A 26,425-nucleotide genomic window follows, 5' to 3' on the forward strand; every position below is an offset into this window, starting at 1 on the left:
AACGCATGCCGCCAAAAAACCTGTTTCGCTTCCGCAGGCCCGGGAATACCTTGGAGGGCGGCGACGCGCCGCGGACCGAGCCCGCGGTGCCGGGCGAACTGTACGCCTCCTGCCCCGTATGCCGCAAGATGATGCCGGCGGCGGAGCTGCGCGAGTCTGCGGACGTGTGCCCCCAATGCGGGCACCACTTCCGGCTGGGCGCGCGCGCGCGCATCGCGCTGACGGTCGATCCCGGCTCGTTTGAAGAAACAAACGCCGAGCTTAAGTCCGCCAACCCGCTGGGCTTCCCCGGCTACGAGGATAAGCTCGCCAAGGCGCGCGCGCTAAGCGGCGAGAGCGAGGGCGTTCTGACCGGCCTTGCGAAGGTCGGGGGCCGGCGCTGCGCGCTGTTCGCGATGGACCATCTGTTCATGATGGGCTCGATGGGCACGGTGGTGGGCGAGAAGATCGCGCGGCTGTTCGAGCACGCGACCGAACGCCAACTGCCGGTCGTCGGTTTCACCGTATCGGGCGGCGCGCGCATGCAGGAGGGCATCCTGTCGCTGATGCAGATGGCCAAGACCAGCGGCGCGGTCATGCGCCACGCGCAGGCGGGACAACTGTACATCGCGGTGCTGACCGACCCCACCACCGGCGGCGTCACCGCCAGCTTCGCCATGGAGGCCGACATCACGCTCTCCGAGCCGGGCGCGCTGATTGGCTTTGCAGGCCCCCGCGTGATCGAGCAGACGATCCGGCAGAAGCTGCCCGTGGGCTTCCAGACCGCCGAGTTTCTGCGCGAGAAGGGCTTCGTCGACGCGATCGCCGACCGCCGTCACATGAAGGAAATGCTGGGCTCGCTGCTCAGGCTGCACACAGAGGGGGATGCGCCATGAAGCCATACGACCGCGTACAGCGCTCGCGCGCCAAGGAGCGGCCGACCGCGCTTTCGTACATCGCCGCCTTGATCGACGGCTTCATCGAGTTGCACGGCGACCGGCGCTATCAGGACGATCCGGCGGTGGTCGCGGGCCTCGGCTGGCTCGGGCCGATGCCGGTCACCGTGATCGGCATAGAAAAGGGCGGCGAGATACAGGATAAGATTCGCCGCAACTTCGGTTCCGCGCATCCCGAGGGCTACCGCAAGGCGCTGCGCCAGATGAAGCTGGCCGAGAAGTTCCGTCGGCCGGTGCTGTGCCTCGTCGACACCGCGGGCGCGTTCTGCGGCATCGGCGCGGAGGAGCGCGGCCAGGGCCAGGCGATCGCCGAGAACCTGTGCGAGATGATGGGCCTCAAGACGCCGATCCTGTCGATCGTGATCGGCGAGGGCGGCAGCGGCGGCGCGCTGGGCCTCGCGGTGGCCGACGAGGTGTGGATGATGGAAAACGCCTACTATTCCGTGATCTCGCCCGAAGGCGCGGCCAGCATCCTGTGGAAGGACGCCGCGCGCGCGCCGCAAGCCGCCGAGCAGCTGAAGCTGACCGCCGAGGATCTCAGGGGCTTCGGCGTGATCGAGCGCATCTTGCCCGAAGAGGGCGCGTTTGAGGCGCGCGCGGCGCTGCTCAAACGCGAGATCATCGAGACATTCGAGCGCTATCGGGCGATGCCGGCGGAGGCGCTGCTCGACCGCCGCTACCACAAGTTCCGCAGGATCGGAGGGGACGCGCTATGATCGCCATTGTGACCGACTCCACGGCCTATCTGACGCGCGAAGAGGCGGCTCAGTTGGGCGTGGTGATGGTGCCCATGAGCTACACGGTCGGCGGGGAACAGGGCGTGAGCGAGGGCTTCATCGAGGACAGCGACGACGCCGAGCGGCTGGTGGCGAGGCACATCTCAACGATGCACACCTCCCAGGCCACGCTGCCCGCGTTCATGAACGCGTTCGCCCGGCTGCGCAAGGCCGGCTACGACATCCTGTGCGTGACCATCTCTTCGCGGCTGAGCGGCACCTACGCCAACGCGGTGCTGGCCGCGCGCGAGATGGACGGCCACCATATCGCCGTGGTCGACTCGTTGTCCGTCGCCGGCGGGCTGTACCTGCTGATCCGCGAGGCGCGCGAGGTGATCCACGCGGGCGCGCAGCTGTTCGAGACCGCGCGGCATCTGGAGGCGCTGCGCGAACGCGTGCACACCGCCTTCTCGGTCGACGACATGGAGCCGCTTCGGCGCAGCGGCCGCCTCGGCAACGTGAGGCTGTCGATCTCGACCATCCTCAACATCCGGCCGATCCTGACCGTCACCGACGGCTCGATCGTGTCCTGCGGCGTCGCGCGCGGCCGCGTCGAGCAGATGAAGAAGCTGCGCCAGTTCGTCAAGGAGGCCAAGGGCGGGCTGCTCGTCGAGCGCTTCCTCGCCGACGACGAAGCCGCCCAGCTGACCGCCCAGCTCGAATCCGCCGGCTACCGCGTTCAGCAGCGCCGCGTAGGTCCCGTCCTCGGCGCGCACCTGGGTACCGGCAGCGTGGGCGTAGGGTGGTTGGAGGGGTAGCAAGAAGGGCTGCGGCGTCATGACGCCACAGCCCTTTTACCTTTTATGATTTGTCACCGCCCAATCCCCAGCTGCGACGCCGCTTCCTCCCAGCAGACTTCGGGGATTTCCTGGTCGCCGGGGCAGAGCTTGCGGGCGAGCGCCAGGCAGTCGGTCGGCCAGGAGCCGCCTTGGCGGATGGTCTTCATCACCGCCAGCGCCCACACGCGCGCCATGTCCATAAGGCCGCTCTCCTCGAACTGCCTGAGCTCGGCCTCCTTGTCGTAGTCCACGTTCATCAGCCGCGCGCTCCAGCGCCCGCCCAGGCAGGTCACCAGCGCGAATTGCGCCTTGGGCTGGCCGTACGTCGGCATGCCCACCGCGCCCGGGTTGACCAGCTGCCTGCCGCCCGACTCGTAGCGGAACTGGAAGTGGCTGTGCCCCGACAGGATCGTCTGCTGGGGGCACTCGCGCAGCACGCTTTCGAGCGCCTCCGTGCCCGGATAGATCAGCACGTTGTTGCTCATCGGCGTGGCGTGGGCGATCGCCAGCGGCGGGCAATCCTTGAGAGCGATCACGTCGGTGATCGGCATGGCGCGCAGGAACTGCAAATCCTCTTCGGTCAGGTTCTGGTAGGTGTACAGCAGCGATCCGGTATTCGAGGACATCTTCCAGCCGTCGTCCGGATCGTCGTGGTGCCCCAGCAGGTAGTCCTCGCGGTTGCCGCGCAGCATCCAGGTGGGCAGCCGCCGCGCGGCGGCGCGCATCAGGTCGAGCGTGCGGCGCGGGTAGGGGCAGTCGGTCAGGTGGTCGCCCAGGAAAACATAGCCGTCGACGCCGACATGGTCGGCATAGGATAGGCAGGTCGCGAGGGCGATTTCGTTGGCGTGCATGTCGGAAAAAACGGCTAGTCTCATCTGCGTTCCCCTTATTCGAGTCTCTTGACGAAGCGCGCGATGCGTTCAAGGCCCAATCGAATGGTCTCTTGCGCGGTGGCGTAGCTTACGCGCACGTGGTCGCGCGCGCCGAACGCGGTGCCCGGTACCACCGCCACCTTTTCCTCGGCCAGCAGAAGCTCCGCGAAATCGTCCGCGCCGGTGATCTCCCGGCCGTTCAGGCGCTTGCCGAGCAATTTCGAGATGTTCAGCATCATGTAGAACGCGCCTTCGGGCATGTGCGTGCTCAGGCCGGAGATACGGCTCACAGCATTGTACATCAGATGCCGCCGGATGTCAAACTCCCGGCGCATGTCCTCGATCTGCTGTTCGCCGTTTGTTAACGCGACCGCCGCCGCGTACTGCGCCATCGAATTGGGCGCGCTGGTGGAGTGGCTCTGGAACGCGTCCATCGCCTTGGCGACCGCGCGCGGGGCGGCCGCGTAGCCGATGCGCCAGCCGGTCATCGCGAACGCCTTCGACACGCCGTTGACCACGATGCTTTGCCGCTTGATCGCCTCGCCCAACGACGCGATCGAGACATGCTCCTGCCCGCCGTAGATCAGCTTCTCGTAAATTTCATCCGAGATCACGTAGAAGCCCTTTTCGACCGCCAGCTCGGCGATGCCTGAAAGCAGCGCGCGCGGCCAGACGCAGCCGTTGGGGTTGTTCGGGGAGTTCAGAATCAGCGCCTTGGTGCGCTCGGTGACATAGGGGCGCAACTGCGCGGCGGTGACCACGAAGCCGTCCTTCTCCTCGCCCGGCACCGGGACCCCTGTGCCGCCGGCCATGTGAACCATCTCGGGGTAGCTTACCCAACAGGGTGCGGGCAGCAGCACCTCGTCGCCCGGATTCACGAGGGCCGACAGCGCGTTGAACAGCGACTGCTTCGCGCCGTTCGAGACCACGATATCCGCCGGGTCATAGGTAAGGCCGTTGTCGCGCATAAGCTTCTCGCAGATCTCCTTGCGCAGCGTAAGTGTGCCCGCCGACGCGGTGTAGCGCGTCACGCCCCGGTTGAGCGCGTCCTTGGCGGCGTCGCGGATGTACTCGGGGGTGTCGAAATCAGGCTCGCCCGCGCCGAAGCTGATTACGTCCTCGCCCGCGGCGATCATGGCCTTGGCCTTGGCGTCGATGACCAGCGTGGCGGAGGGCGCGATGCGCAGGCATCGCTCGGATAGCGTCAGAGGCATATGGTTGTTCTCCCCTTTAAACATCGTTACCTGCGCCGTTTTGCAGCGTGGGATAAAGCATTCTATGAAAAACCGCGATATCCTGCCATGGTTACCGGGTTTTAACGCAAGAAATGAATTTTTAACCCTTCGGTTCCTGCATTTCGATTTTTGCCGACGCGACGGGGCACATCGCTGGGACAAACTTAATTTGACAGAGCTCGCGGTGGGTGGGTATAATCGGAAGCGAATTGCAAGACGCGAAAACGCGCCTTCTGTCCTTGCATGAGGCGGGGCGGGGCGTCTATTTTTTGAAGGGGGCAACCGACCATGAACATCCGTAGCAGTAAAGAGCTGCGCAGTCTGTTTCTGAAATTCTTCGAGGAGAAGGGGCACGCCGTGATCCCCAGCGCCTCGGTGATCCCCGAGAACGACCCGACCGTGCTGTTCACTACCGCGGGCATGCATCCGCTGGTGCCCTACCTGCTGGGCGCGAAGCACCCGATGGGCACGCGCCTGACCGACGTGCAAAAGTGCATCCGCACCGGCGACATCGACGAGGTGGGCGACGAGAGCCACTGCACCTTCTTCGAAATGCTGGGCAACTGGTCGCTCGGCGACTACTTCAAAAAAGAGGCGATCGAGTGGAGCTGGGAGTTTTTGACCAGCCCCGACTGGCTGGGGCTCGATCAGGACCGGCTGGCGTTCTCGGTGTTCGCGGGAGACGCGGACGCGCCGCGCGACGACGAGGCGGCCGACCTCTGGCGCTCGGTCGGCGTCCGCGACGACCACATCTTTTTCCTGCCCAAGAAGAACAACTGGTGGGGCCCCGCCGGCACGACCGGCCCCTGCGGCCCCGACACAGAGATGTTCGTGATTACGGATAAAGCCCCCTGCGGGCCCGACTGCTCGCCGGCCTGCGACTGCGGGCGGTACCTCGAGATCTGGAACGACGTGTTCATGCAGTACAACAAGCAGGCCGACGGCAGCTTCCCGCCGCTCGAGCAGAAGAACGTCGATACCGGCATGGGCCTCGAGCGTACGATCGGCGTGCTGATGGGCGTGAAATCGGTGTACGAGACCGATTTGTTCTCGGACATCGTCTCAAAGATCGCGGAGCTGTCGGGCAAATCATACGGCGCGAGCGAGGAAATCACCCGCTCGATGCGCATCGTCGCCGACCACCTGCGCACGGCCACGATCATTCTGGGCGACGATCGCGGCGTGACCCCGTCCAATGTCGATCAGGGCTATGTACTGCGCCGGCTGATCCGCCGCGCGGTGCGCCACGGCATGACGATCGGCCTGCCCGAGGGCGCGTGCGCGCAGATCGCGCTGGTCGTCATCCGCCAGTACCAGGACGTATACCCCGAACTCCAGCGCCACGAGGCGCACATCGTCGAGCAACTGAACCTCGAGGAGGAGCGCTTCCAGCGCACGCTCAAGCAGGGCCTGCGCGAGTTTGAGAAGGCGGTTGCGCGGCTTACGGGCTCTGTGATCGACGGCGCAAGCGCGTTCAAGCTGTACGACACCTACGGCTTCCCGATCGAGATCACCAAGGAGTTGGCCGCCGAGCGCGCGCTTACCGTGGACGAGGAAGGTTTCGCCGAGCGCTTCAAGCAGCACCAAGCGCTGTCGCAGGCGGGCGCGGAGCAGCGCTTCAAGGGCGGCCTGGCCGATTCCACCGAGGAAACCGCCAAGCTGCACACCGCGACGCACCTGCTGCAGGCGGCGCTGCGTGCGGTGCTGGGCGACGAGGTCAAGCAAAAGGGCTCCAACATCACCGCCGAGCGGCTGCGGTTCGACTTCTCATTCTCGCGCAAGATGACCGACGAGGAGAAGAAGGAGGTCGAGCGGCTGGTCAATGATTACATCGAGGCGAATGCGCCGGTGACCGTCGAGGAGATGACCGTCGAGGAGGCCAAGGCGCAGGGCGCGATCGGCCTGTTCGAGAGCCGCTACGGCGAGCGCGTCAAGGTGTACTCGATGGGCGCGTTCTCGAAGGAGATTTGCGGCGGCCCTCACGCCGCCAACACCGGCGACCTTAAGCGGTTCAAGCTGCAAAAAGAGGAGTCGTCCTCGGCGGGCGTGCGGCGGATCAAGGGCGTGATCGGGTAGACCGCGAACCCCTCATTTCCCTCCGCTGAGGGGAATGGGAAGAGACGTCAAGGAGGCAGGCAGATGACAGAGTTCTCAAAATTGTCCATCGAGGATATGCTCGACCCCAAGGGTTTTGAATGCGCGTGCGGACATCGCCACGCGTCGGAACTGCGCGTCTTCCATTCGGGCGCGGGTGCGATCAAGAAGCTCCCCGAGACGCTTGCGGCGCTGGGCGCGGTGCATCCGTTCGTGGTGTGCGACCGTAACACCCATCGCGCGGCGGGCGAGCGGGTGGAAGCGCTGCTGAGGGCCGCGAACATCCCGTACAAGCTGTTTATCATCCCGCGCGAGGCGGTCGAGCCCGACGAATGGGCGGTCGGCGCGATTACGATGGCGCTGGACCCCGCGTGCGACCTGGTGCTGGCGGTGGGCTCGGGCGTTATTAACGACCTGTGCAAGGTGGTGGCCTTCGCGGCCGGCAAGCCGCAAGCGGTGGTGGCCACCGCGCCGTCGATGGACGGTTACGCCTCATCCTCGTCGTCGATGCACGTGAACGAGGTCAAGACCACGGTGTACAACGCCTGCCCGGCCGCGATCATCGCCGACACCGACATCCTGGCGGAGGCGCCCATGCGCATGCTGTGGGCGGGGTTTGGCGACATGATCGCCAAGTACGTGTCGCTGTGCGAGTGGCGCATCTCGAACCTGGTCACGGGCGAGTATTACTGCGAGGAGGTCGCGCGGCTGGTGCGGCGCTCGGTCAAGAGCATCGTCGACAATGCCGATAAGATCACGAGCCGCGACCCGCAGGTCGTACAGGCGATTACCGAGGGACTGGTGCTGTCGGGCGTGGCGATGTCGTTCGCGGGCACATCGCGCCCGGCGTCGGGGCTCGAGCATTACTTCTCCCATCTGTGGGAGATGATGGCCATGGAGCGGCATGAGCACGCCGACCTGCACGGCATCCAGGTGGGCGTGGGCACGCTGGTCACATTGAAGCTGTACGACTGGATCAGGACCATCGTGCCCGACCGCGAGCGGGGTATGGCCGCCATGGCCGCGTTCGACGAGGCCGCGTGGGCGGACATGGTCCGGCGCGTGTTCGGCACGATCGCGCCGCAAATCCTGGAGATCGAGGAAAAGACGCGCAAGAACGACCCGGCCAGGCACGCGGCGCGATTGGATAAGATCGTCGATCACTGGGACCGGATCCTCGGCTTTATCGAGGATGAGCTGCCCGATACCGCCCACATCGCCGACTTGATGCGCGGCATGGGCGCGCCGATGACGCCCGCCGCGCTCGGCATCAGCGATCAAGATGCCAAAAACGCCTACACCGGTGCGCGCGAGATTCGCGACAAATACCTGTGCTGCAGCATGCTCTGGGATCTCGGCCTGGCGGAAGAGGCCAGGGCGAGGGTGAGTGCAGAGTAAACGCCATCTCCCGCGTGAGCGGTCATAACACAAGGTGCCGCCCGGCGGGCGGCACCTTGTTGTTCGGGACTTGTCCGTCCCGGCTTCGTAAAACCTCGTTCTCTATTCCGGGAACTGGTACCTGAGCTTCGGGTTGCGCGCCGCGCCCACCTCGTCGGGCCGGCGGATGGGCGCCGTCACCGGAGCGGCGTGCAGCGCGTCGGGGTCCTCATGCGCCAGCGTCCACAGCTCCTTCATCGCCTGCGCGGCCTCGTCGAGCACCTCGATCGGCTCGGTCTCGGTGGGCTCGAACATCAGCGCCTCGGGCACGATCAGCGGGAAGTACATCGTGGGCGGGTGGATGCCCCGGTCGATCAGCCCCTTCGCCACGTCGAGCGCCGACACGGAGGTCTCGTGCTTGAGCTTCGCAAGCGTCAGTACGAACTCGTGCATACATAGCCCGTCGACCGCCAGATCGTAGGTATCCTTGAGCAGCGCCGCCAGATAATTCGCGTTCAGCACCGCGTTTTGAGCGGCTTCGCGGATTCCCTCCGCGCCCAGCGACAGCACGTAGGTCAGCGCGCGCACCACGACCAGGAAGTTGCCGTAGAACGCCTTGATCGCCCCGACCGACCGCGCGGGCATCTCGAAGGCATAGCCGTCCGCCGTCTTCACCGCTTGATTGTTCGGCAGGAACGGCGCGAGGAAGGCCTTCACGCCCACCGGGCCGCTGCCGGGGCCGCCGCCGCCGTGCGGCGTGGAGAAGGTCTTGTGCAGGTTCAGGTGGATCACGTCGAAGCCCATATCGCCCGGGCGCACCACGCCCATGATGGCGTTCAGGTTCGCGCCGTCGTAGTAGCTGAGCCCGCCCGCCTCGTGTACGATCCTGGTGATCTCGAGGATGTTTCGGTCGAACACGCCCACCGTGTTGGGGTTGGTCAGCATCAGAGCGGCGGTGTCCGGCCCGACCGCTTCGCGCAGCGCGTCGAGGTCGACACATCCGTCGGCGTTCGACGCGATCGACGTAACGTCGAAGCCGGCCATCGAGGCCGAGGCCGGGTTGGTGCCGTGCGCCGCGTCGGGCACGATGATCTTCTTGCGCGCGGCATCGCCCCGCGACTTGTGGTAGGCCTTGATTATGAGCAGGCCCAGCAGCTCGCCGTGCGCGCCCGCCGCGCCCTGGAACGTCATCCGGTCCATGCCGGTGACCTCGCCGAGCAGCGCCTCCGCGGTCGTCAGCACCTCGAGGCAGCCCTGCACCGTGCCGACCGGCTGCAGCGGATGTACCGCGCGGAAGCCGGGCAGCGCCGCCATCTCGTCGTTGATCTTCGGATTGTACTTCATCGTGCAGGAGCCCAGCGGGTAGAACCCGTCGTTGACGCCGTGCGTACGCTTCTCGAGCGCGCGGTAGTGGCGGCTGAGCTCGGTCTCCGACAGCGCCGGCAGGCGCGGCGCGCGCGCACGTACAAGGGTATCGGGCAGCGGGGCGTCCGGCACGTCCAGCTTGCCGATCAGGTCCAGGCCCCGGCCGATCGCGCCCTTCTCGAACAACAGCTTCATTGCACCGCCCCCTTTACCGCCAAGATGAGCTCGTCGATCTGATCTTTGGTGTTCAACTCGGTCGCGCACCACAGGATGCCGTCCGCGACCGGAAGCCCGGCCAGGATGCCCTGCGCGGCCAGGCGCTCTGCCAGCGCGTCCGCGTCGATCGGGCAGCGCGTGACGAATTCGTGGAAGAACGCGCCCCCGTGCACCCGTTCAAAGCCGGGGATGCCGCCCAGTTGCTCCATCAGGTAATGGGCCTTGGCGTGGCAATGGCGCGCCGCCTCGCGCATGCCGGCCGCGCCCATCGCGGCCATGTAGCAGGCCGCGGTCATCGCGCACAGCGCCTGATTGGTGCAGATGTTGCTGGACGCCTTCTCGCGGCGGATGTGCTGCTCGCGCGCCTGCAGCGTCAGCACGAACGCGCGGTTGCCGTCCGCGTCGGTGGTCTCGCCTGCGATCCGGCCGGGCAGCTTGCGCGTCATCGCATGGGTCGCGGCCATGATGCCGAGGTACGGCCCGCCGAACGACAGCGGCATGCCCAGCGGCTGGCCCTCGCCCACCGCCACGTCCGCGCCCAGTTCGCCCGGCGTCTTGTACAGCGCGCAGGCGATCGGGTTCACGCCCAGGATCAGCTTTGCGCCCGCCGCGTGCACCTGCCCGGCGATGCGCTGCGCGTCCTCGATCAGCCCGAAAAAGTTGGGCGATTCCAGGTACAGGCAGGCCGCGCGCGCGCCCAGCGCGGCGGCGAGCGCGGCTTCGTCCAGCCGACCGTCGCGCTCGGGGATCAGGACCAGCTCGGTGTCCGAGCCCTCGCAGTAGGTCGATATCGTGGCGATCGCCTGCGGCTTGGCGCTTGCGGCGACCAGCGCCACCGGCCGCTTCCTGTCCACGCACATATGCACGGCCTCGGCGGCCGCGCTCGCGCCGTCGTATACCGAGGCGTTGGCCGCGTCCATGCCAAGCAGTTCGCAGATCATGGTCTGGTATTCAAAGATCGACTGCAGCACGCCCTGGCTGATCTCGGCCTGGTAGGGCGTGTAGGCGGTCATGAAGGTCTCCTTGCCGGTCACCGAGTTAACGATTGAGGGGATGTAGTGGTGGTACGCGCCCGCGCCGCGGAAGATCGAGCGGAACACCGTGTTCTTCGCGGCCATCGCGGAAACCTTCGCCGCCACTTCCATCTCGCTGAGCCCCTCGGGCAGGTGAAGCTTGCCCGAGCGCACCTCGCGCGGCACGTCCGCGAACAGCGCGTCCACCCCGGAAACGCCGACCTTCTCGAGCATCAGCGCGCGCTCGCGGTCGGTGCTCGGCACATAGCTACCCATTACGCGTGCTCCTCCGCTTGGCAGTGCGCGCGGTAGGCTTCGGCATCCATCAGCCCGTCGCGGCCGGTTACATTGTGGATCTCGGCGATCCAGGCGCCATAGGGCGCGGTGTTGAGCAACTCGGGCTGATCGTCGAGCTCGCCGTTCACCTCGGCGATCGTGCCGCTGACCGGGCTGTACACGTCGGCCACCGCCTTGACCGATTCAAGGTCGCACAGCGCCTCGCCTGCCGTGGCCTCGTCGCCCGCCGCCGGCAGGTTGACGAACACGATGTCGCCCATCGCGTGCTGCGCGTAGTCCGATATGCCCACCCGGCAGGTCGTTTCGGTCAGGAATTCCACCCACTCGTGCGACTTGGCGTACATCAAATTCGCGGGGATGTTCATAGGGCATGTCCTCCTCAATGCAATTCATGATGCTATTTCTTCTCGCGCTTGTAGAATGGCAGCGCGACCACCTCGCAGGCCACCCTGCGCCCGCGCACGTCGGCTTCGAGCGCCGTGCCGACCTCGGCCGCCTCGGGCGAGATGAGCGCCATCGCATAGGCTCCGCCGAGCAGCGGCAGGTGCGTGCCCGAGGTGGTCAACCCCACCTGGCGCTCGCCCATGTACAGCGCCTGGCGCTCGCGCACAATGCCCTTGCCGGTGACCTTGAGCCCCACGCGCGTGCGCAGGACGGGTTTCTCCACGAGCGCCGACTTGCCGATGAAGTCGTCCTTGGCCAGCTTCACCGCCCAGCCGAGCCCGGCCTCGAACGGCGTGATCTCATCGGTCATCTCGTGCCCGTACAGCGGCATCGAAGCCTCGAGCCGCAGCGTGTCGCGCGCGCCCAGCCCGCAGGGGATCAGCCCGTGTGCGCGGCCGGCTTCAAGTAGTATATCCCACAGGCGCTCGGCCTGATCGGCATCGGCGTACAGCTCGTAGCCGAACTCGCCGGTGTAGCCGGTGCGCGAGATCAGGCAGCGGATGCCGCCCACGGCAACCTCGGGCGTGAAATAGTAGTACTTCTGCGCCAGCAGATCGGGATCGGTCAGCTCTGACAGGATTTCCCTGGCGGCCGGCCCCTGCAGCGCCAGTTCGCACAGCGCGTCCGAGCGGTCGGTCAGCCGCGCGTCGCCCTTCAGGCGCGCGCTCATCCAGGCATAGTCCTTCTCGCGCCCCGAGGCGTTGACCACGATCATGTAGCGCTCTTCGCCAAACCGGTACACGATCAGGTCGTCCACGATGCCGCCCGCCTCGTTGCACATCGGCGAGTAACGCACCTGGCCGTCCGCCATGCCGGTAAAGTCGTTGGTCAGCCAGTGGTTCAGGTTCATGAGCGCGTCCGGGCCCTCGAGCATGAACTCGCCCATGTGCGACACATCGAACAGCCCGGCCTGTTTGCGCACGGCCATGTGTTCGGCAATCACGCCCGCCTCGTACTGCACCGGCATCAGGTAGCCGGCGAACGGCACGATCTTCGCGTTTGCGGCCACGTGCCGATCGAACAGGGGCGTCTTTCTCTCCATGACGGCGTCCTCCTTAAGCGATGACATCCTATGATACCCCATTTTACCCTTCCGCAAAAGGGGTGTCAAGGGAGGTTTTCTTTTTCGCACGGTTGTGGTATACTGCTTTTGAATCGGAAATGCAGGCTGGAGGTGGATCCATGAGGCGATGGGGAGCGCTTTTGCTCGCGCTGGCGCTGACGATGTGCTTCGGGGTGCGCGCGATGGCGCAGGAGGATTTGGGCGTCGAGTTCGGCGGTGCGTTCTTGCTCGACCGCCCGGCGTCGCTCGAGGCGCAGGAGCTGACCGCGGACGACGTCGCGGAGGGCATGGTGTACGCCGCCATCGACGACGAGCTCGAACTGTATGTGCGCACGTTCGCGACCGACGGGCGAACCAAGGACGAGTTGTACGACGAGTACCGCGACGATGAGTTTCTCGACGGGGTGGAGATTTGCGAGCAGAACGGCGTCGAATACCTGAAGTACCGCGCCGAGGGCGAGTTGGGCGCGGTGTTCATGGACGGGGACGAGCATTTCTATGAGATCGTGTTCTACTGTGTGACCGACGACGCCCTGAACCGGGCGGGGGCCTGTCTGCAAACGATCCGCGCGATTGCGTAGGGGCGGCCTGCGGTCGCCCGCCCCTTTTATCTTCATGACAAGGAAAGGAGCCGCCTTATGGAAAAGAATTATCGCGCGCAGCTGGTGGGCGTGTTCGGGTGTCCGGTGGACGAGAACCCGACCATCGCAATGCAGGAGGCGGCGTTTCGCGAACGGAACCTCAATTTTCGCTACTTGACGCTGCTGGTGAGGCCGCAAGACCTCGAGGACGCGTTCAGGGGCATGCGCGCGATGAACTTTGCGGGCATCAACCTGACCGTGCCGCACAAGATCGAGGCGCTGCGCTACGTCGACGAGCAGGAAAGCGAGGTCAAGCTGATCGGCGCGACCAACACGGTGGTCAATGAAGGGGGCCGGCTGATCGCCCACAACACCGACGGCAAGGGCTTCGTCGCGGGCATCGAGCGGAACGGCGTGACGCTTGACGGCAAGCGGATTACGGTGCTCGGCGCGGGCGGCGCATCGCGCGCGATCTGCGTGGAGTGCGCGCTGGCGGGCGTGCGCGAGATCATTCTGATTAACCGCGACGTAGACAAGGGCGAGGCGCTGGCGCGGCTCGTCAACGAAAAGACCGAGTGCCGGGCCTCGTTCATCCCCTGGATCGGCACCGTGCCCATCCCGGCGTGCGACATCTTAATCAACGCCACCTCGGTCGGGCTGTACCCTGATTCAGGCCGCCCCGATATCCGCTACGAGGACATCGGCGAGGGCATGATCGTGCAGGACGTGATCCCGAACCCCGCCGACACGCCGTTTTTGCAGGCGGCGCGTTTGCGCGGCGCGCACACGCTCGACGGGCTGAGTATGCTGGTCTACCAGGGCGCGATCGGCTTCAAGCTGTGGACCGGCCAGGAAGCCCCGATCGAGGCCATGAAACGGGCGCTCGAACAGGAGAACGCGCGGTAGTACTTATGTAAATTTTCGGCACAGGGCTTGACGGCGCGCCGCGCATCGGTATAATTATGCGCAAACCTGTGATGCGGAGTAGTACGCGCAGCGTCCGATTCCCAGAGAGCCGCCGGCGGTGTGAGTGCGGCAACCGGATGAGCGCCGAATGGACCGCTGAGGGCGGAGCGAACGTAAGGGAACCACCGATCAAATCCCACGCACGATGGCGGCTGCATTTCCGCCATCTCGGGCCTTTCGAATCCTCGACGCAGCGCTGCTGCGCCTTCGGTTTCTCAAGGCCCAATCTGACGAAAATCGGCTCGTCACCGCGCGCGTGCCTTGGTCGGCGATTCCCCCGCTAGTATCCGACGGGAGCTTCATCCGTTATCATCGAAGCGCATATGCTGGTATGCGAAAGCGAGCGGCCGATTTTCGGCAACACGGGTGGCACCGCAGACTTCTAGTCTGTCCCATGAGATTGGGACAGACTATTTTTGTCGCTCGCGACCGGCAAATACTTTACGAGGAGGACGACATCATGAAGCGCATCCCCTATCGCTACTACCTGCCGGAGGACAAGCTGCCCCGCGCCTGGTACAACCTGCGCGCCGACATGCCCGAGAAGCCCGCGCCGCTGATGAACCCCGGCACCCGCCGGCCGATGACGTTTGACGACCTCAGGTTGGTGTTTTGCGACGAGCTGATCCGCCAGGAGCTCGACGACGACACGGCCGAATTCGAGATCCCGGGACAGGTGGCCGACATGTATCGGATCTACAGGCCCTCGCCCATCGTGCGCGCCTACCGGCTGGAGCAGGCGCTGAACACGCCCGCGCACATCTACTACAAGTTCGAGGGCAACAACACCTCCGGCAGCCACAAGCTCAACTCGGCGCTGGCGCAGGCCTACTACGCCAAGGAGCAGGGCATGAAGTCGCTCACCACCGAGACCGGCGCGGGCCAGTGGGGCACGGCGCTGTCGGAGGCCTGCGCGGCGTTCGGGCTCGATCTCACCGTCTACATGGTCAAGGGCTCGTACAATCAGAAGCCCTACCGTAAGGAGGTCATGCGCACCTTCGGAGCAAAGGTGATCGCCAGCCCCAGCGGCACGACCAACGCCGGGCGCGGCATCCTGGCCGCAGACCCGGACACCACGGGCAGCCTCGGCTGCGCGATCTCCGAGGCGGTGGAGGCGGCGGTGTCTACGCCCGAGTGCCGCTACGTGCTGGGCTCGGTGTTGAACCAGGTGCTGCTGCACCAGTCGATCATCGGCCTGGAAAGCTATACGGCGCTCGAGGAGTTCGGCGAGTACCCGGACATCGTGATCGGCTGCGCGGGCGGCGGCAGCAACCTGGGCGGGCTGATCGCACCGTTCATGCGCGACAAGCTGATCGGACGGCGCCGCGACACGCGCTTCATCGCGGTCGAGCCCGCCTCCTGCCCCTCGCTCACGCGCGGCCGGTACGAGTACGACTTCTGCGACACCGGCAAGATCACGCCGATGGCCAAGATGTACACGCTGGGCTCGGGCTTCATCCCGTCGGCCAACCATGCGGGCGGGCTGCGCTATCACGGCATGTCGCCGATCCTGTCGAAGCTGTATCACGACGGGCACATGGAGGCGGTGGCCTACGAGCAGACGCAGGTATTCGACGCGGCGGTCACGTTCGCGCGGCTCGAGACCGTGCTGCCCGCGCCCGAGTCGGCGCACGCGATCCGCTGCGCTATGGACGAGGCCATTTTCTGCCGAGAATCGGGCGAGGCCAAGATCATCCTGTTCGGCCTGACCGGCACCGGCTACTTTGACATGACGGCCTACGGCAGCTACCTGGACGGCACGATGAGTGACCAGGTGCCCACCGACGCGCAGATCTACGCGCGGTGACGGGACGCAAAAACTCAACGCAAACTCATCACGGCGCGCGCGGCAGGCGCAACTTCTCCGCGTTTTGATGCGTCTTATAGCTAAAACCACACGAGAGAAGCGAGGAGAAGGCAGATGAACAGGCAGTTGAGCGGTTGGCGGCGCGTTGTGGCGCTGCTCGTTGCGGTGGTGTTGACGCTCGGGTGCGCGGCCGCGCTGGCCGTGCCGATTGCGCCCGCACCGATCAGCGTCGAGGGCGAATACCTGGGGGACGAGTACGATATGGATCAGCCCGACGAAAACGACGACGTCAACCACGACCCGGACGAGGAGGTCGCGCTGGAAGATGTGGCCGACGGCATTGCGCAGCAGCAGGACGCGCTCGCGGCGGTGGGCGGCATGACCAACATCCTGCTGATCGGGCTCGACCGCCGTCCCAAGGAAAAGACCGGACGCTCGGATACGATGATCCTCATGACGCTGGACGCCGAGCACAACTGCATCAAGATGACCTCGTTCCAGCGTGACCTGTACGTCGAGATCCCCGGGAAAAAGAACAACCGGCTCAACGCCGCCTACGTGTTCGGCGGGCCGGAGTTGCTGATTAAGACGCTTAAGCTCAACTTCGGCGTGGACGTCGATCACTACGTGGCGGTCGATTTCTCGGCGTTGGCCAGCGTGATCGACCAACTGGGCGGGCTGACGCTGACCGTGGAGAAGAAGTACGTGCCCCGGGTGAACGCCATCATCAAGTGGGACAACAAGGTGCTGGGCCTGCCGACCAAGGACGGGCTGCTCCAAGAAGCGGGCGAGCAACTGATGACCGGCAAGCAGGCGCAGGCCTACGCCCGCTACCGCTACGGCGATCCCAACGGCGACGCCGGGCGCACGGTGCGCCAGCGCGAGGTCATCCTCAAGTGCATGGAGAAGATCAAGGGCAAGTCGATGATGGAACTGGCGCAATTGGCGATGAACAACATGGACAAGGTCGAGACCGACATGTCGATCATAGACATGATGGCGCTGGCCCCGGCCGCCTTCCAGCTCAAGGACAGCGAGGTGCGCCAGCTGCGCATCCCGATCGACAACTCGTTCAAGGCCAAGCGCATCTCGGGCATGGCGGTGTACGTGCCCAACCGCGAAAAGAACCTGAAGGCGATGACCGAATTCCTGCTGGAGGAATAAAGCCAAGGCCCCCGCATTTTCCGCGTGTGCGATGGAGGGACTCTTGAGGGCCCCAAGCCCCGCCGGGGCTCAGGCCCGAGTCCCCATCGCCTTGCGCGGGTCTTGCGCGGGCCTTGCGTTGCCCCCTTTGCTAACGCACCTCGAGCGCTTGAGAAAACCCCTTGCAAATTTCCTGCGGCCGTGATATTATTGTTATGCGTGAAAAAATAAAGTTTCTGCCAACAGTAGCGTTTTGTCCGGGACTTTGCGGGATATCGCGCGCAACTGCGCGTTTGCGCGTTTGTATCAAGAGTTTGAAGGAGGTTGTTTTTATGAAGAAACTGGTCGTGCTCCTGCTGGCGGTCTTGCTCGCGATTGCGCCCTTTACTGTCTTGGCGGAGGGCGTCACGCTGACCATGGGCTCCTGGCGCAACACCGACGCCGCCATGGTCGACGCCCTGCTCGCCAAATACAAGGAACTCACCGGCGTGACGATCGTGTTCGAGCCCACTCAGTCCTCCCAGTACAACTCGGTGCTGCGCCTGCAGCTCGACTCGGGCACCGGCCCGGACCTCTACTATTCCCGCTCCTACGCCACCGGCGAGGAGCTCTATACCGCGGGCTTCTCAATGGATTGCTCGGACGTCGCGGGCGTGAAGGACAACTTCGCGGCCACCAGCCTCGAGCCCTGGACCGCCGCCGACGGCAAGCTGTTCGCGGTGCCTTTCGCGGCTGTGTCCCAGCCGATCTATTACAACAAGACGATCTTCGCCGACAACGGCATCACCGAACTGCCTCAGACGTATGAGGAATTCATCGCCATGTGCCAGAAGCTCAAGGACAACGGCGTGACGGTGTTCGCCAACGGCATCGCCTCCAACTGGGACATCCTGGAGTGTGTGCTGCTGGGCATGATCCCCAACTACATCGACTCCAAGGGTCGTGTCGCCTACGAAACCAAGGAAAAGAAGTTCAACGATCCCCAGTTCGTCGAGATTCTCGAGGATTTCGCGAAGCTGGTTCCGTTCCTGCCCGAGAGCTTTGAGGCGATCGATAACGACAATGCCAACGTGTACTTCGGCATGGGCAACGCCGCGATGCTGATCGACGGTTCTTGGAGCTGCGGCCCGCTCAAGGACGAATACGACACCGACTGGGGCACCATGACCTTCCCCGCGCCCGCGGGCAAGACGGCCGGCGTGTGCTTCCACCCCGACATGGGCATCACCGGCAACAACGCCACCAAGCACCCCGAGGAAGTCAAGGCCTTCCTCGCCTGGCTGGCCACGCCCGAAGGCGCGCAGATCACCGCGGACTACCTGCCCGCCGGCTTCTTCCCGATGATAAACGCCCCCATCACCTTTAAGAACGAGCGCGTGACCGACATCCTGGCCCTCAACCAGGGCAAGACGCTCGACGCCCGCTTCATCTGGCCCAAGATGATGGACTACTACACGCCGATGGTTGAGCAGCTCAACGCCATCTGCCGCGGCGAGACCACCCCGCAGGCCGCCGCCGACACCCTGGCAGCGCTGCAATAGGGTCGTACATATGAGAGGGGCGGGCTCACGCCTCGCCTCTCTTATTTTTATAGGAGGGATGCTGATGACGGCGAAGTCTTACACCGCGCTGGGCCGGGGAGGCGGCAGCATCAACCCCAGCGGGGGATACTGGATGCGCTACATCCTGCCCGCACTCACGGTATACCTGGTGTTTATGGCGTATCCGTTGCTGGACTCGGTGCGCCTTTCGCTTTATTCGGGTACCACCGGCGCACGCGAATTCGTGGGTTTCGCCAACTACGTGCGGCTGTTCACCGATCCCGTGGTTTCGCTCAGGTTCTGGACGGCGTTCAAGAATACCTGGGTGTTTTTCGCCTATCACATGATTTTGCAAAATGCGCTGGGCATTCTGTTCGCGGTCATCCTCACCAACCGCACGATGCGGGGCCGTTCGTTCTATCAAGCGGTGATCTTCATCCCCTGCACGATCGCGGTCCTGGTTACGGGCTACCTGTTCAAACTGATGCTGAACCCGATCTGGGCCGGCGCGACGCTCAAGAAGATAGGGCTGGGGTTCCTGGTGCGCTCCTGGCTGGGCGAAACGGGAACGGCGCTGTCGGTGGTGTCGCTGGTGTCGGTCTGGCAGTGGGTCGGCATCCCGACGATGATGTTCGTCGCCGGATTCCAGAACATCTCGGACGACCTGATCGAGGCCGCGTCCATCGAGGGCGCAAACACCTGGCAGCAGTTTACCCGGATCAAGCTGCCGCTGATCCTGCCGGTGGTGGGCATGATCGCCGTATTGACCTTCGTCGCCAACTTCAACGCCTTCGACGCGGTGTACTCGATGGAGACGCCCGACGGCGCGCCCAACTACACCACCGACCTCATCGGCACGCTGTTCTACCGTTACGGCGTCGCGGGGCAGCACCCGGTGGGCATCCCGGAGCCCGGCGTGGGCGCTGCGATCGCCACCTCGGTCTTCGCAATGCTGCTCTTGGGCGTCATCCCCACGCTGAGCCTGACGCAGGGGAGGGAATGACATGAAAAGCGAAAAAAAGTTCCGGTCCATGCGGATCGAGAACCTGCACATCCCCTCGCACATCGTGCTGGTCATCTGGTCGCTGATCGCGATGTTCCCGGTGTGGATCCTGCTGATTAACACCTTCAAGACCCGCAAGGACATTTACGGCAACCCCTTCGGCATCCCGACCAGCTGGACGCTCGAAAACTACCGGTCGGTTACGTCGGACAGCAACTTTTTCAATTACTTCCGCAACAGCTTGCTGGTGGTGGTCGTCTCACTCGCGCTGATTCTGATGCTGGGCTCGCTGTGCGCCTTTGCGCTCGCCCACTGGCGGACGCGGACATCCCGCGTCATCTACTTCGCCATCATCATCGGCATGATGCTGCCCATCAAGATCGCCACGATCCGGCTGCTGGAAATGATGAAGGCATTCGGGTTGCTCAACATGCTCTGGAGCCTGTTCCCGGTGTACACCGCCATGGGCATCCCGACGGCCATCTTTATCCTGACCGAGTTCATCCGCGGCTTGCCCGGCGAACTGTACGACGCGGGTTACATGGATGGCGCCAGCCGCTTCAAGATCTATTGGAAGATCGTAATGCCGCTGATCCGCCCGGCGCTGGCGACGGTCGCCATCTACAACCTCGTGCCCATCTGGAACGATTTGTGGTTCCCGCTGATCTTCATCAACCTCGAGAGCCAGAAGACGGTGCTGCTGGCCGTGACCAAGCTGCAGGGCCAATACACCACCGACTGGCCGAAGCTGCTGGCGCTGCTGTCTCTGTCGGCGCTGCCGGTCATCCTGCTGTACCTGACCATGTCCAAGCAGTTCATCCGCGGCCTGACGGCCGGGGCGGTAAAGGGGTAGCCGAATTATACGGGTAAAGGGCCGATCAAAGGAGGAACCACCTATATGATGTTGCACCAACTGGACGCGCGGGTAAGACGCATGCTCTCGGAACTCAAGGGGCTGATCGCGCGGGAGAGCGTGGCGGTCGAAGGTATCGAAACCGCTCCGCGCGGCTCCGGGGACTTCCGGGCGTTTGACAACGGCTCCGAGTGGTCGAAGGACGATCCCTGGCAGGTGTTCCGCTTTACGGCGCGCGTGCCGCAAGGCTTCCGGGGCCGGGTCAAGCTGTGCGTCAAGACCGGGCGCGAAGGGCTGTGGGAGGCGGTCAACCCGCAAATCCTGGTCGCCATCAACGGGCGGGTCGAGTCGGCGTTCGACACGCGCCATCCGTCGATCGTGCTGCAGGAGCGAGCGCAGCCCGGCGCGGCTTTCGACGTGCGGTTCGAGGCCTATGCCCAGCCGCCCGAGAAAGGGCAGGTCTACCCGGTGCTGGACGTGCGCCTGTGCGACACCGACTGGGCGCTCGAGCAGCTGTGCTACGACATCGAGAACCCCTATGCCGCCGCGATCATGATGCCCGAGGGCGAGCGTGAGCGCGAGGTGACGCTGGAGGTGCTCGCCCGCGCGCTCGACCGGCTCGACCTGCGCGAGCCCTGGAGCGAGGCGTTTGAGCGGTCGGTCGGGGAGGCGCGCGCCTACCTGAAAACAGAATACTATGACGCGCGCGCCGCGCTTCAGCCGGTGGCGGTGGCCGACTGCGTGGGGCATACCCACATCGACGTAGCCTGGCTGTGGGACATCGAGCAGACGCGCCACAAAGCCGCGCGCAGCTTCGCCACGGTACTGAACCTGATGGACCGCTACCCGGAATACAAGTTTATGTCGAGCCAGCCGGCGCTCTATCAGTACGTCAAGGAGGATCAGCCCGAGCTGTACGAGCGCATCAAGGCGCAAATCGCGGCGGGCCGCTGGCAACCCGAGGGCGGCATGTGGCTGGAGGCCGACTGCAACCTGACGAGCGGCGAATCGCTGGTGCGGCAGTTCCTGCACGGCCAGGAATTCTTTGAAAGGGAATTCGGAAAGCGTTCAAGGGTACTGTGGCTGCCCGACGTGTTCGGCTACTCGGCGGCGCTGCCCCAAATCATGAAGGGCGCGGGCATCGACTACTTCATGACCACCAAGATCAGCTGGAACGAGTACAACCTGCTGCCCTACGACACCTTCGTGTGGCGGGGCATCGACGGCAGCGAGGTGCTGACCCACTTCTCGCCGGCGCGCGAGTTCAACGAGCAGATCCACGACGGCCTCGCGCACTACACCACCTATAACGCGCTGATCGACCCCTCGAACATCCGGGGCGGCTGGCAGCGCTTCCAGCAGAAGGGGCTGGACGGCGAGTTCCTGGTCAGCTACGGCTACGGCGACGGCGGCGGCGGCCCCACCGACTGGATGCTGGAAAACGCGCGGCGCATGAAAACCCCGCTGCCCGGCGTGCCGGTCGTGAGACAAATGCACCCGCGTGAGTTCTTCGAGGCGCTGGAGAAGCGGGTGAAGGGCGATCCCCGGCTGCCGGTGTGGTCGGGCGAGCTGTACCTGGAATACCACCGCGGCACCTACACCGCCGTGGCCAAGAACAAGCTGGGCAACCGCAAGACCGAACTTGCGCTGCGCGACGCCGAATTCCTGTGCGCGGCGGCGGCGCGGGCCGGCCTGCCCTACCCCGCCGAAGCGCTCCACGGCATCTGGCAGGACGCGCTGACGCTGCAGTTCCACGACATCCTGCCCGGCTCGTCGATCAAGAAGGTCTACGAGGACTCCGACGAGACCTACGCCCGGCTGGGCCGGGAACTGAAGGACATCCGCGCGGACGCGCTGCGGGCGCTGTCCGAGGCGGACGCAAACTACGTGAGCTTCGTCAACACCCTGTCCCACCGCCGCGACGACGTGGTCTGGTTCGACGCGCCCGAATGGGTCGGGTCGCTGCGCGGGCCGGACGGCGCGCTCACCCCGGTGCAGCGCGTGGAGGGGCAATGCTGCGCCTTTGTGCGCGGCCTTGAGCCCTTCTCGATCACGCCATTCGAGCTGTGCGCGGATGAGGTGCAGTCCGAATCCGTCTCGGTCTCGGCCGACGGCTTTGAGACATCCTCGTTCATCGGGGCGTTTGACGGCGCGATGCGCATCGCGCGGCTGTACGACAGGCGCGCCCGGCGCGAGTTGGTGAAGGCCGGCGAGGCGCTGAACCGCATCGTCTGTTACGAGAACAAGCCCCACAACTACGACGCGTGGGACATCAACATCTACTACGACCGCCGCCATTGGGATGTGGACGCGGTGGACGGCGTGGAAGTCGTATCCTGCGGGCCGGTGTGCGCGCGCATAAAAGTGCGCTACCGCTACATGCGTTCCATGATCGAGCAGCGGATCACCGTCTACCGGGATTTAGGCCGCATCGACTTCGACACACAGGCCGACTGGCGGGAGAAGCAGTATCTGCTCAAGGCGCACTTCCCGGTCGACGTATTCTACAACGAGGCGACGTTCGACGTGCAGTACGGCAATGTGCGCCGCGCGACCCACCGCAACACCAGCTGGGACGCGGCGCGCTTCGAGGTGTGCGCCCACAAGTGGGTGGACGCCTCCGAGGACGGTTACGGCGTGAGCCTGCTCAACGACTGCAAGTACGGCCACAGCGTGGACGACAGGGGCATCGCGCTGACGTTACTCAAAAGCAGCACGCACCCCGACCCCGACGCCGACCAATGCGCGCATGTTTTCACCTACAGCCTGATGCCCCACGAAGGCAACTGGCGCGAGGCGGGCACGCAGGACATGGCGCTTAAGCTGAACATCCCGGTGATCGCCTGCGAAGGCCGGCGCTCCGTTGTGCCCCCGTTCGCATCGGTGGATGCGCCCAATGTGCTGATCGAGGTCGTCAAACAGGCGGCGGACGGCAGGGGCCTAATCATCCGCCTGTACGAGTTCTTCGGCCGGCGTACGCCGGATGTCCGGTTGACGCTGGGCTTTGACGCGACCTCCATTCGCGCATGCAACCTGCTGGAAGACGACCAAGGCGAAGTCGCCCAAAATACCCGAACCGCGGCCTTCTCCCTGCGCCCCTACGAGATTAAGACGTTGCGCATCCTTTGACGACACATCCCAAGTTAAAGGGCACAGAAAGAGTCCGCATGTCAAGGCATACGGACTTTTTTGTGACAAGCGAGCTTCATAAAGGCTCCGGCTGTAAACCAATTTGCGCAGCTGGACAACGACGCCTCGGGCCTGACGTGCGAGGATGTGCTGCGCGAAGCGTTTTCCCGCACATTTGAAATCGGCGCGGAGATTGAAAGAACTCACGCCGGCATGGAGGCGGACGATTTAGGCCGATGTTCCCTTCCCATGGACGGATTTGCGAAAAATTACTGACAGTACCAAAAAGTATAGACAACGATCCCGCGTGTCTGCTATAATACTGCCACGTTATTCTTGCGCAAATATAACGAATTTCGTCGTATGGGTTGGAAAATGGGCGATCGAAAGGCGACGGTGAACGCAAAACGGTTGAAAAGCCCGCGGCGGGTACTTTTGCTCCTCTCCGCGGTGTTGTTTGGCGTCATTCTTATTTCCTTCTCGCTGGGGCGTTACGGCGTGCCCGTCGGACAGGTCGCCAGGATTCTGATCGACCGCGTGGTCCCGCTGACGCAGAACTGGACCGGCCCGATGGAGATAGCGGTTATCAACGTCCGTTTGCCGCGCATTCTGATGGCATGCTTGGTCGGCTGTTGCCTCTCCGCGGCAGGAGCGTCCTATCAAGGCGTGTTTCACAATCCAATGGCCTCACCGGACATCTTGGGGGCATCCAGCGGCGCGGCGTTCGGCGCGGCGCTCGCAATCCTCCTGGGAGGTTCAACCCGGACGATCATGGTCGCGGCCTTTATTGTGAGCATGGTCACCGTATGCGCGGTATACCTGATCGCGCAGCGCGCGCCGGGCCTGAGGGTGGTGAACCTGATCCTTGCGGGTATCATGATCGGCTCCCTCTTAACGGCGGGCGTCTCCTACATCAAGCTGGTGGCGGATCCCACCAACGAGTTGCCGCAGATCACCTACTGGCTGATGGGCAGTCTCTCTGGCGCAAAGCTGAAGGATGTGGCATTCATATTCGTTCCAATGGCACTTGGGCTGATTCCGCTGTATCTTCTGCGCTGGCAGATCAACCTGCTGACGCTGGGAGACGAGGAGGCCCGCGCTCTCGGAGTCAACACGAACCTCCTGAGGTTTTTTGTTATCGTGTGCTCGACGCTGGGCACTGCGGCCAGCGTGTCGGTTAGCGGCATGATCGGCTGGGTTGGACTGGTCACCCCGCACCTATGCCGAAAGCTCGTCGGCAGCAACTACCGGTATCTGATGCCCGCCTCGTTTTTAGCGGGCGCGGCGTTTCTGTTGGTGGTGGACGATGTGTCGAGGAACCTCCTGGCGGTTGAGATTCCCATCGGGATTCTGACGGCCTTCATCGGCGCGCCGTTCTTCGTGTACCTGATTGTGCGGCGGGAGAAGACGCTGTGAGTATCGAGGTCAGAAACCTGGATTTTTCCTACGGTGCGCATGTCGTGTTGCGGGATGTGGGGTTTTCTGCCCCGGACGGAGGACTCTTGGCGGTGCTGGGCCCCAACGGCGCTGGCAAGACCACGCTGTTCAAGTGTATCCTCGGGATTCTGCGCCACTACGACGGTTCCATCCGGGTAGACAGCGCCGACGCGCGGGCGCTTTCTCCACGAGCGCTTGCCCACCGCATTGCCTACATCCCGCAGGCGCAGGCACAGGCCTTCGGCTACTCGGCACTGGAGATGGTCGAGATGGGCACCTCCCATGGCGTATCGCCGGTATCGGTGCCGGGGTTTCGGGAAGCGGAAGCGGCCCGTGAGGCACTGGAGCGGCTGAAGATCGGCCATCTGGCGGAGGCGACCTTTGCGCATTTATCCGGCGGCGAGCGGCAACTGGTCTTGATCGCACGGGCGCTGGCGCAGAACGCCCGGACGCTTCTCATGGACGAGCCCACCGCGTCTCTCGACTACGGCAACCAGAACCGGGTGCTGCAGGTGGTCCGCGGCCTTGCGGATGAAGGGTATGCGGTCGTGATGTCGACCCATAACCCCCAGCACGCACTGTGGTACGCGGACGCAGCGCTTGCGCTTTCGAACAGCCGGGTCGCGGCGTTTGGCGCGCCGGAGGATATCGTGAACGCCGGCCTGATCGAAACGCTCTATGGCGTCCGTGCAAGGATGATCGAGACGGAAACGGGACCGTTGATCGCGCCGGTGGTTTTCGGGAGGGGCCGGTGATGTTCGACTGGACTGAGGACGTGATTCGCTTCCGCCGCGATGCGGCGGCATACACTGGGTTTGAAGAAAAGATTGCAGAGCGCATCGCGCCGTATTTACCTAAGAACGCGCGCGTGTGCGACGCGGGCTGCGGACTGGGGTACCTTTCGCTGGCGCTGGCGGCTCGCTGCGCCCGCGTGACCGCGGTGGACCTGTCGGAGGCGGCGCTTTCCGTGCTCCGGGAGAACGCCCGCATCCGGGATATCGCCAATCTGGATATCCTTCAAGGCAACGTGTTCTCCATGGAACCTGCGGAGAGGTACGACGCGATGGTTTTCTGTTTCTTCGGCCGAACGGTTGAAATCCTCCGGGTGGTCAAGGCCCAGTGTCCAGGGAAGGCAGTGCTCATCAAGAAAAACTGGACGGCGCACCGGTTTTCGCTTGCAGACCGACCGCTCAAGCGGTTCACTTTTTCCGATACGCTTCAAGAACTGGACGCGCTGGGCGTGCCCCATTGGTCCGAGGCATTCCCGCTGGACATGGGTCAACCGTTCCGATGTGTTGAGGACGCAGCGCGGTTCTTCCAGCTATATGGCTGGGACCCGGAGGGAGCATCCGTGAACCCGGAGGATGTCATAGGGCGACTCCAAAGCACGGATTCAAAGGAGTTCCCGTATTACCTGCCGGCCAATTGTACGCCGGGCCTGATCGTGCTGGATGCGGAAGCGATTCCCGATTCCATAGAACCTTGAAATTGGGGGGAAG

22 protein-coding genes are annotated in these 26,425 nt (G+C 64.3%); 16 read left to right on the plus strand and 6 right to left on the minus strand.

The features are described from left to right. The first annotated feature begins 5 nt into the window (after positions 1-5). From accD to ACH6CV_RS10545, 3 genes are read left to right on the plus strand one after another with little or no spacing between them, the layout of a single operon-like run. On the plus strand, positions 6-875 hold the full coding sequence (gene accD, locus ACH6CV_RS10535; RefSeq protein WP_456358152.1) for an acetyl-CoA carboxylase, carboxyltransferase subunit beta: 870 nt from the start codon (positions 6-8) through the stop codon (positions 873-875). Beyond that, positions 872-1,651 carry an acetyl-CoA carboxylase carboxyl transferase subunit alpha gene (accA, locus tag ACH6CV_RS10540; protein WP_456358153.1) on the plus strand — a complete coding sequence of 260 codons (780 nt, stop codon included), beginning with the start codon at positions 872-874 and terminating at the stop codon, positions 1,649-1,651. Before accD ends, accA begins: the two co-directional genes overlap by 4 nt. Further along, positions 1,648-2,469, plus strand: a complete 822-nt coding sequence (locus ACH6CV_RS10545) for a DegV family protein (RefSeq protein WP_456358154.1) — start codon at positions 1,648-1,650, stop codon at positions 2,467-2,469. Before accA ends, ACH6CV_RS10545 begins: the two co-directional genes overlap by 4 nt. Before the next feature lie 53 nt (positions 2,470-2,522). On the opposite strand, the gene ACH6CV_RS10550 is transcribed toward ACH6CV_RS10545, so the two are convergent. Together ACH6CV_RS10550 and ACH6CV_RS10555 are read right to left on the minus strand one after the other, a co-directional pair. Further along, on the minus strand, positions 2,523-3,365 hold the full coding sequence (locus ACH6CV_RS10550) for a metallophosphoesterase family protein (protein WP_456358155.1): 843 nt from the start codon (positions 3,363-3,365) through the stop codon (positions 2,523-2,525). A gap of 11 nt (positions 3,366-3,376) precedes the next feature. Next, positions 3,377-4,570: a pyridoxal phosphate-dependent aminotransferase gene (locus tag ACH6CV_RS10555; protein ID WP_456358188.1), complete on the minus strand. Its 1,194-nt coding sequence runs from the start codon at positions 4,568-4,570 to the stop codon at positions 3,377-3,379. A 315-nt stretch (positions 4,571-4,885) separates the two neighbouring features. On the opposite strand from ACH6CV_RS10555, the gene ACH6CV_RS10560 reads away from it, so the two are divergent. Next, complete coding sequence (locus ACH6CV_RS10560; protein WP_456358156.1) at positions 4,886-6,673, plus strand: alanine--tRNA ligase; 1,788 nt, start codon at positions 4,886-4,888, stop codon at positions 6,671-6,673. A 63-nt stretch (positions 6,674-6,736) separates the two neighbouring features. Continuing rightward, positions 6,737-8,089 (plus strand): sn-glycerol-1-phosphate dehydrogenase, encoded by a 1,353-nt coding sequence (locus tag ACH6CV_RS10565; protein WP_456358157.1) that lies wholly within the window; start codon positions 6,737-6,739, stop codon positions 8,087-8,089. A gap of 102 nt (positions 8,090-8,191) precedes the next feature. Here the strand turns inward: ACH6CV_RS10565 and gcvPB are convergent, their stop codons facing one another. From gcvPB to gcvT, 4 genes are read right to left on the minus strand one after another with little or no spacing between them, the layout of a single operon-like run. Then, complete coding sequence (gene gcvPB / locus ACH6CV_RS10570) at positions 8,192-9,628, minus strand: aminomethyl-transferring glycine dehydrogenase subunit GcvPB (protein ID WP_456358158.1); 1,437 nt, start codon at positions 9,626-9,628, stop codon at positions 8,192-8,194. Next, positions 9,625-10,938, minus strand: a complete 1,314-nt coding sequence (gene gcvPA, locus ACH6CV_RS10575; protein ID WP_456358159.1) for an aminomethyl-transferring glycine dehydrogenase subunit GcvPA — start codon at positions 10,936-10,938, stop codon at positions 9,625-9,627. The genes gcvPB and gcvPA overlap by 4 nt, the downstream gene beginning before the upstream one ends. Beyond that, complete coding sequence (gene gcvH, locus ACH6CV_RS10580; RefSeq protein WP_456358160.1) at positions 10,938-11,324, minus strand: glycine cleavage system protein GcvH; 387 nt, start codon at positions 11,322-11,324, stop codon at positions 10,938-10,940. The genes gcvPA and gcvH overlap by 1 nt, the downstream gene beginning before the upstream one ends. A gap of 32 nt (positions 11,325-11,356) precedes the next feature. Further along, positions 11,357-12,445 (minus strand): glycine cleavage system aminomethyltransferase GcvT, encoded by a 1,089-nt coding sequence (gene gcvT / locus ACH6CV_RS10585; RefSeq protein WP_456358161.1) that lies wholly within the window; start codon positions 12,443-12,445, stop codon positions 11,357-11,359. Between the two features lie 140 nt (positions 12,446-12,585). Here gcvT and ACH6CV_RS10590 point away from each other — a divergent pair, with 140 nt between their 5' ends. From ACH6CV_RS10590 to ACH6CV_RS10640, 11 genes are all read left to right on the plus strand, one after another. After that, a complete protein-coding gene (locus tag ACH6CV_RS10590; protein WP_456358162.1) occupies positions 12,586-13,047 on the plus strand; it encodes a hypothetical protein in 462 nt (153 codons plus the stop codon). A 57-nt stretch (positions 13,048-13,104) separates the two neighbouring features. After that, entirely contained in the window at positions 13,105-13,953 is an 849-nt protein-coding gene (aroE, locus tag ACH6CV_RS10595) for a shikimate dehydrogenase (RefSeq protein WP_456358163.1), read from the plus strand. Positions 13,954-14,473: 520 nt separating this feature from the next. Then, on the plus strand, positions 14,474-15,820 hold the full coding sequence (locus ACH6CV_RS10600; RefSeq protein ID WP_456358164.1) for a TrpB-like pyridoxal phosphate-dependent enzyme: 1,347 nt from the start codon (positions 14,474-14,476) through the stop codon (positions 15,818-15,820). Between the two features lie 114 nt (positions 15,821-15,934). After that, positions 15,935-16,984 carry an LCP family protein gene (locus ACH6CV_RS10605; protein ID WP_456358165.1) on the plus strand — a complete coding sequence of 350 codons (1,050 nt, stop codon included), beginning with the start codon at positions 15,935-15,937 and terminating at the stop codon, positions 16,982-16,984. Positions 16,985-17,295: 311 nt separating this feature from the next. After that, the gene (locus tag ACH6CV_RS10610) at positions 17,296-18,504 is read left to right on the plus strand and encodes an ABC transporter substrate-binding protein (RefSeq protein WP_456358166.1); all 1,209 of its coding nucleotides are present in this window, start codon (positions 17,296-17,298) and stop codon (positions 18,502-18,504) included. A gap of 64 nt (positions 18,505-18,568) precedes the next feature. Then, positions 18,569-19,507: a carbohydrate ABC transporter permease gene (locus ACH6CV_RS10615; protein ID WP_456358167.1), complete on the plus strand. Its 939-nt coding sequence runs from the start codon at positions 18,569-18,571 to the stop codon at positions 19,505-19,507. A gap of 1 nt (position 19,508) precedes the next feature. Next, a complete protein-coding gene (locus ACH6CV_RS10620) occupies positions 19,509-20,360 on the plus strand; it encodes a carbohydrate ABC transporter permease (RefSeq protein WP_456358168.1) in 852 nt (283 codons plus the stop codon). Between the two features lie 45 nt (positions 20,361-20,405). Further along, positions 20,406-23,489: an alpha-mannosidase gene (locus tag ACH6CV_RS10625; protein WP_456358169.1), complete on the plus strand. Its 3,084-nt coding sequence runs from the start codon at positions 20,406-20,408 to the stop codon at positions 23,487-23,489. Between the two features lie 375 nt (positions 23,490-23,864). Then, a complete protein-coding gene (locus ACH6CV_RS10630; RefSeq protein ID WP_456358170.1) occupies positions 23,865-24,905 on the plus strand; it encodes a FecCD family ABC transporter permease in 1,041 nt (346 codons plus the stop codon). Next, entirely contained in the window at positions 24,902-25,681 is a 780-nt protein-coding gene (locus ACH6CV_RS10635; protein WP_456358171.1) for an ABC transporter ATP-binding protein, read from the plus strand. The genes ACH6CV_RS10630 and ACH6CV_RS10635 overlap by 4 nt, the downstream gene beginning before the upstream one ends. Further along, positions 25,681-26,412, plus strand: a complete 732-nt coding sequence (locus tag ACH6CV_RS10640) for a class I SAM-dependent methyltransferase (protein ID WP_456358172.1) — start codon at positions 25,681-25,683, stop codon at positions 26,410-26,412. Before ACH6CV_RS10635 ends, ACH6CV_RS10640 begins: the two co-directional genes overlap by 1 nt. The last annotated feature ends 13 nt before the right edge of the window (positions 26,413-26,425 follow it).

The organism is Anaerozeibacter quisquiliarum (assembly GCF_051162045.1).
GTDB lineage: Bacteria > Bacillota > Clostridia > Christensenellales > Aristaeellaceae > Anaerozeibacter > Anaerozeibacter quisquiliarum.

Bases quoted from the DNA above. Each gene is read 5' to 3' on its own strand.
- ACH6CV_RS10630 (WP_456358170.1), top strand. From the start codon at position 23,865: ATGGGCGATCGAAAGGCGACGGTGAACGCAAAACGGTTGAAAAGCCCG.
- gcvPA (WP_456358159.1), bottom strand. From the start codon at position 10,938: ATGGGTAGCTATGTGCCGAGCACCGACCGCGAGCGCGCGCTGATGCTC.
- ACH6CV_RS10590 (WP_456358162.1), top strand. From the start codon at position 12,586: ATGAGGCGATGGGGAGCGCTTTTGCTCGCGCTGGCGCTGACGATGTGC.
- ACH6CV_RS10640 (WP_456358172.1), top strand. From the start codon at position 25,681: ATGTTCGACTGGACTGAGGACGTGATTCGCTTCCGCCGCGATGCGGCG.
- ACH6CV_RS10610 (WP_456358166.1), top strand. From the start codon at position 17,296: ATGAAGAAACTGGTCGTGCTCCTGCTGGCGGTCTTGCTCGCGATTGCG.
- accA (WP_456358153.1), top strand. From the start codon at position 872: ATGAAGCCATACGACCGCGTACAGCGCTCGCGCGCCAAGGAGCGGCCG.
- ACH6CV_RS10545 (WP_456358154.1), top strand. From the start codon at position 1,648: ATGATCGCCATTGTGACCGACTCCACGGCCTATCTGACGCGCGAAGAG.
- aroE (WP_456358163.1), top strand. From the start codon at position 13,105: ATGGAAAAGAATTATCGCGCGCAGCTGGTGGGCGTGTTCGGGTGTCCG.
- gcvPB (WP_456358158.1), bottom strand. From the start codon at position 9,628: ATGAAGCTGTTGTTCGAGAAGGGCGCGATCGGCCGGGGCCTGGACCTG.
- ACH6CV_RS10625 (WP_456358169.1), top strand. From the start codon at position 20,406: ATGATGTTGCACCAACTGGACGCGCGGGTAAGACGCATGCTCTCGGAA.
- accD (WP_456358152.1), top strand. From the start codon at position 6: ATGCCGCCAAAAAACCTGTTTCGCTTCCGCAGGCCCGGGAATACCTTG.
- ACH6CV_RS10565 (WP_456358157.1), top strand. From the start codon at position 6,737: ATGACAGAGTTCTCAAAATTGTCCATCGAGGATATGCTCGACCCCAAG.
- ACH6CV_RS10560 (WP_456358156.1), top strand. From the start codon at position 4,886: ATGAACATCCGTAGCAGTAAAGAGCTGCGCAGTCTGTTTCTGAAATTC.
- gcvT (WP_456358161.1), bottom strand. From the start codon at position 12,445: ATGGAGAGAAAGACGCCCCTGTTCGATCGGCACGTGGCCGCAAACGCG.
- ACH6CV_RS10620 (WP_456358168.1), top strand. From the start codon at position 19,509: ATGAAAAGCGAAAAAAAGTTCCGGTCCATGCGGATCGAGAACCTGCAC.
- gcvH (WP_456358160.1), bottom strand. From the start codon at position 11,324: ATGAACATCCCCGCGAATTTGATGTACGCCAAGTCGCACGAGTGGGTG.
- ACH6CV_RS10615 (WP_456358167.1), top strand. From the start codon at position 18,569: ATGACGGCGAAGTCTTACACCGCGCTGGGCCGGGGAGGCGGCAGCATC.
- ACH6CV_RS10550 (WP_456358155.1), bottom strand. From the start codon at position 3,365: ATGAGACTAGCCGTTTTTTCCGACATGCACGCCAACGAAATCGCCCTC.
- ACH6CV_RS10600 (WP_456358164.1), top strand. From the start codon at position 14,474: ATGAAGCGCATCCCCTATCGCTACTACCTGCCGGAGGACAAGCTGCCC.
- ACH6CV_RS10605 (WP_456358165.1), top strand. From the start codon at position 15,935: ATGAACAGGCAGTTGAGCGGTTGGCGGCGCGTTGTGGCGCTGCTCGTT.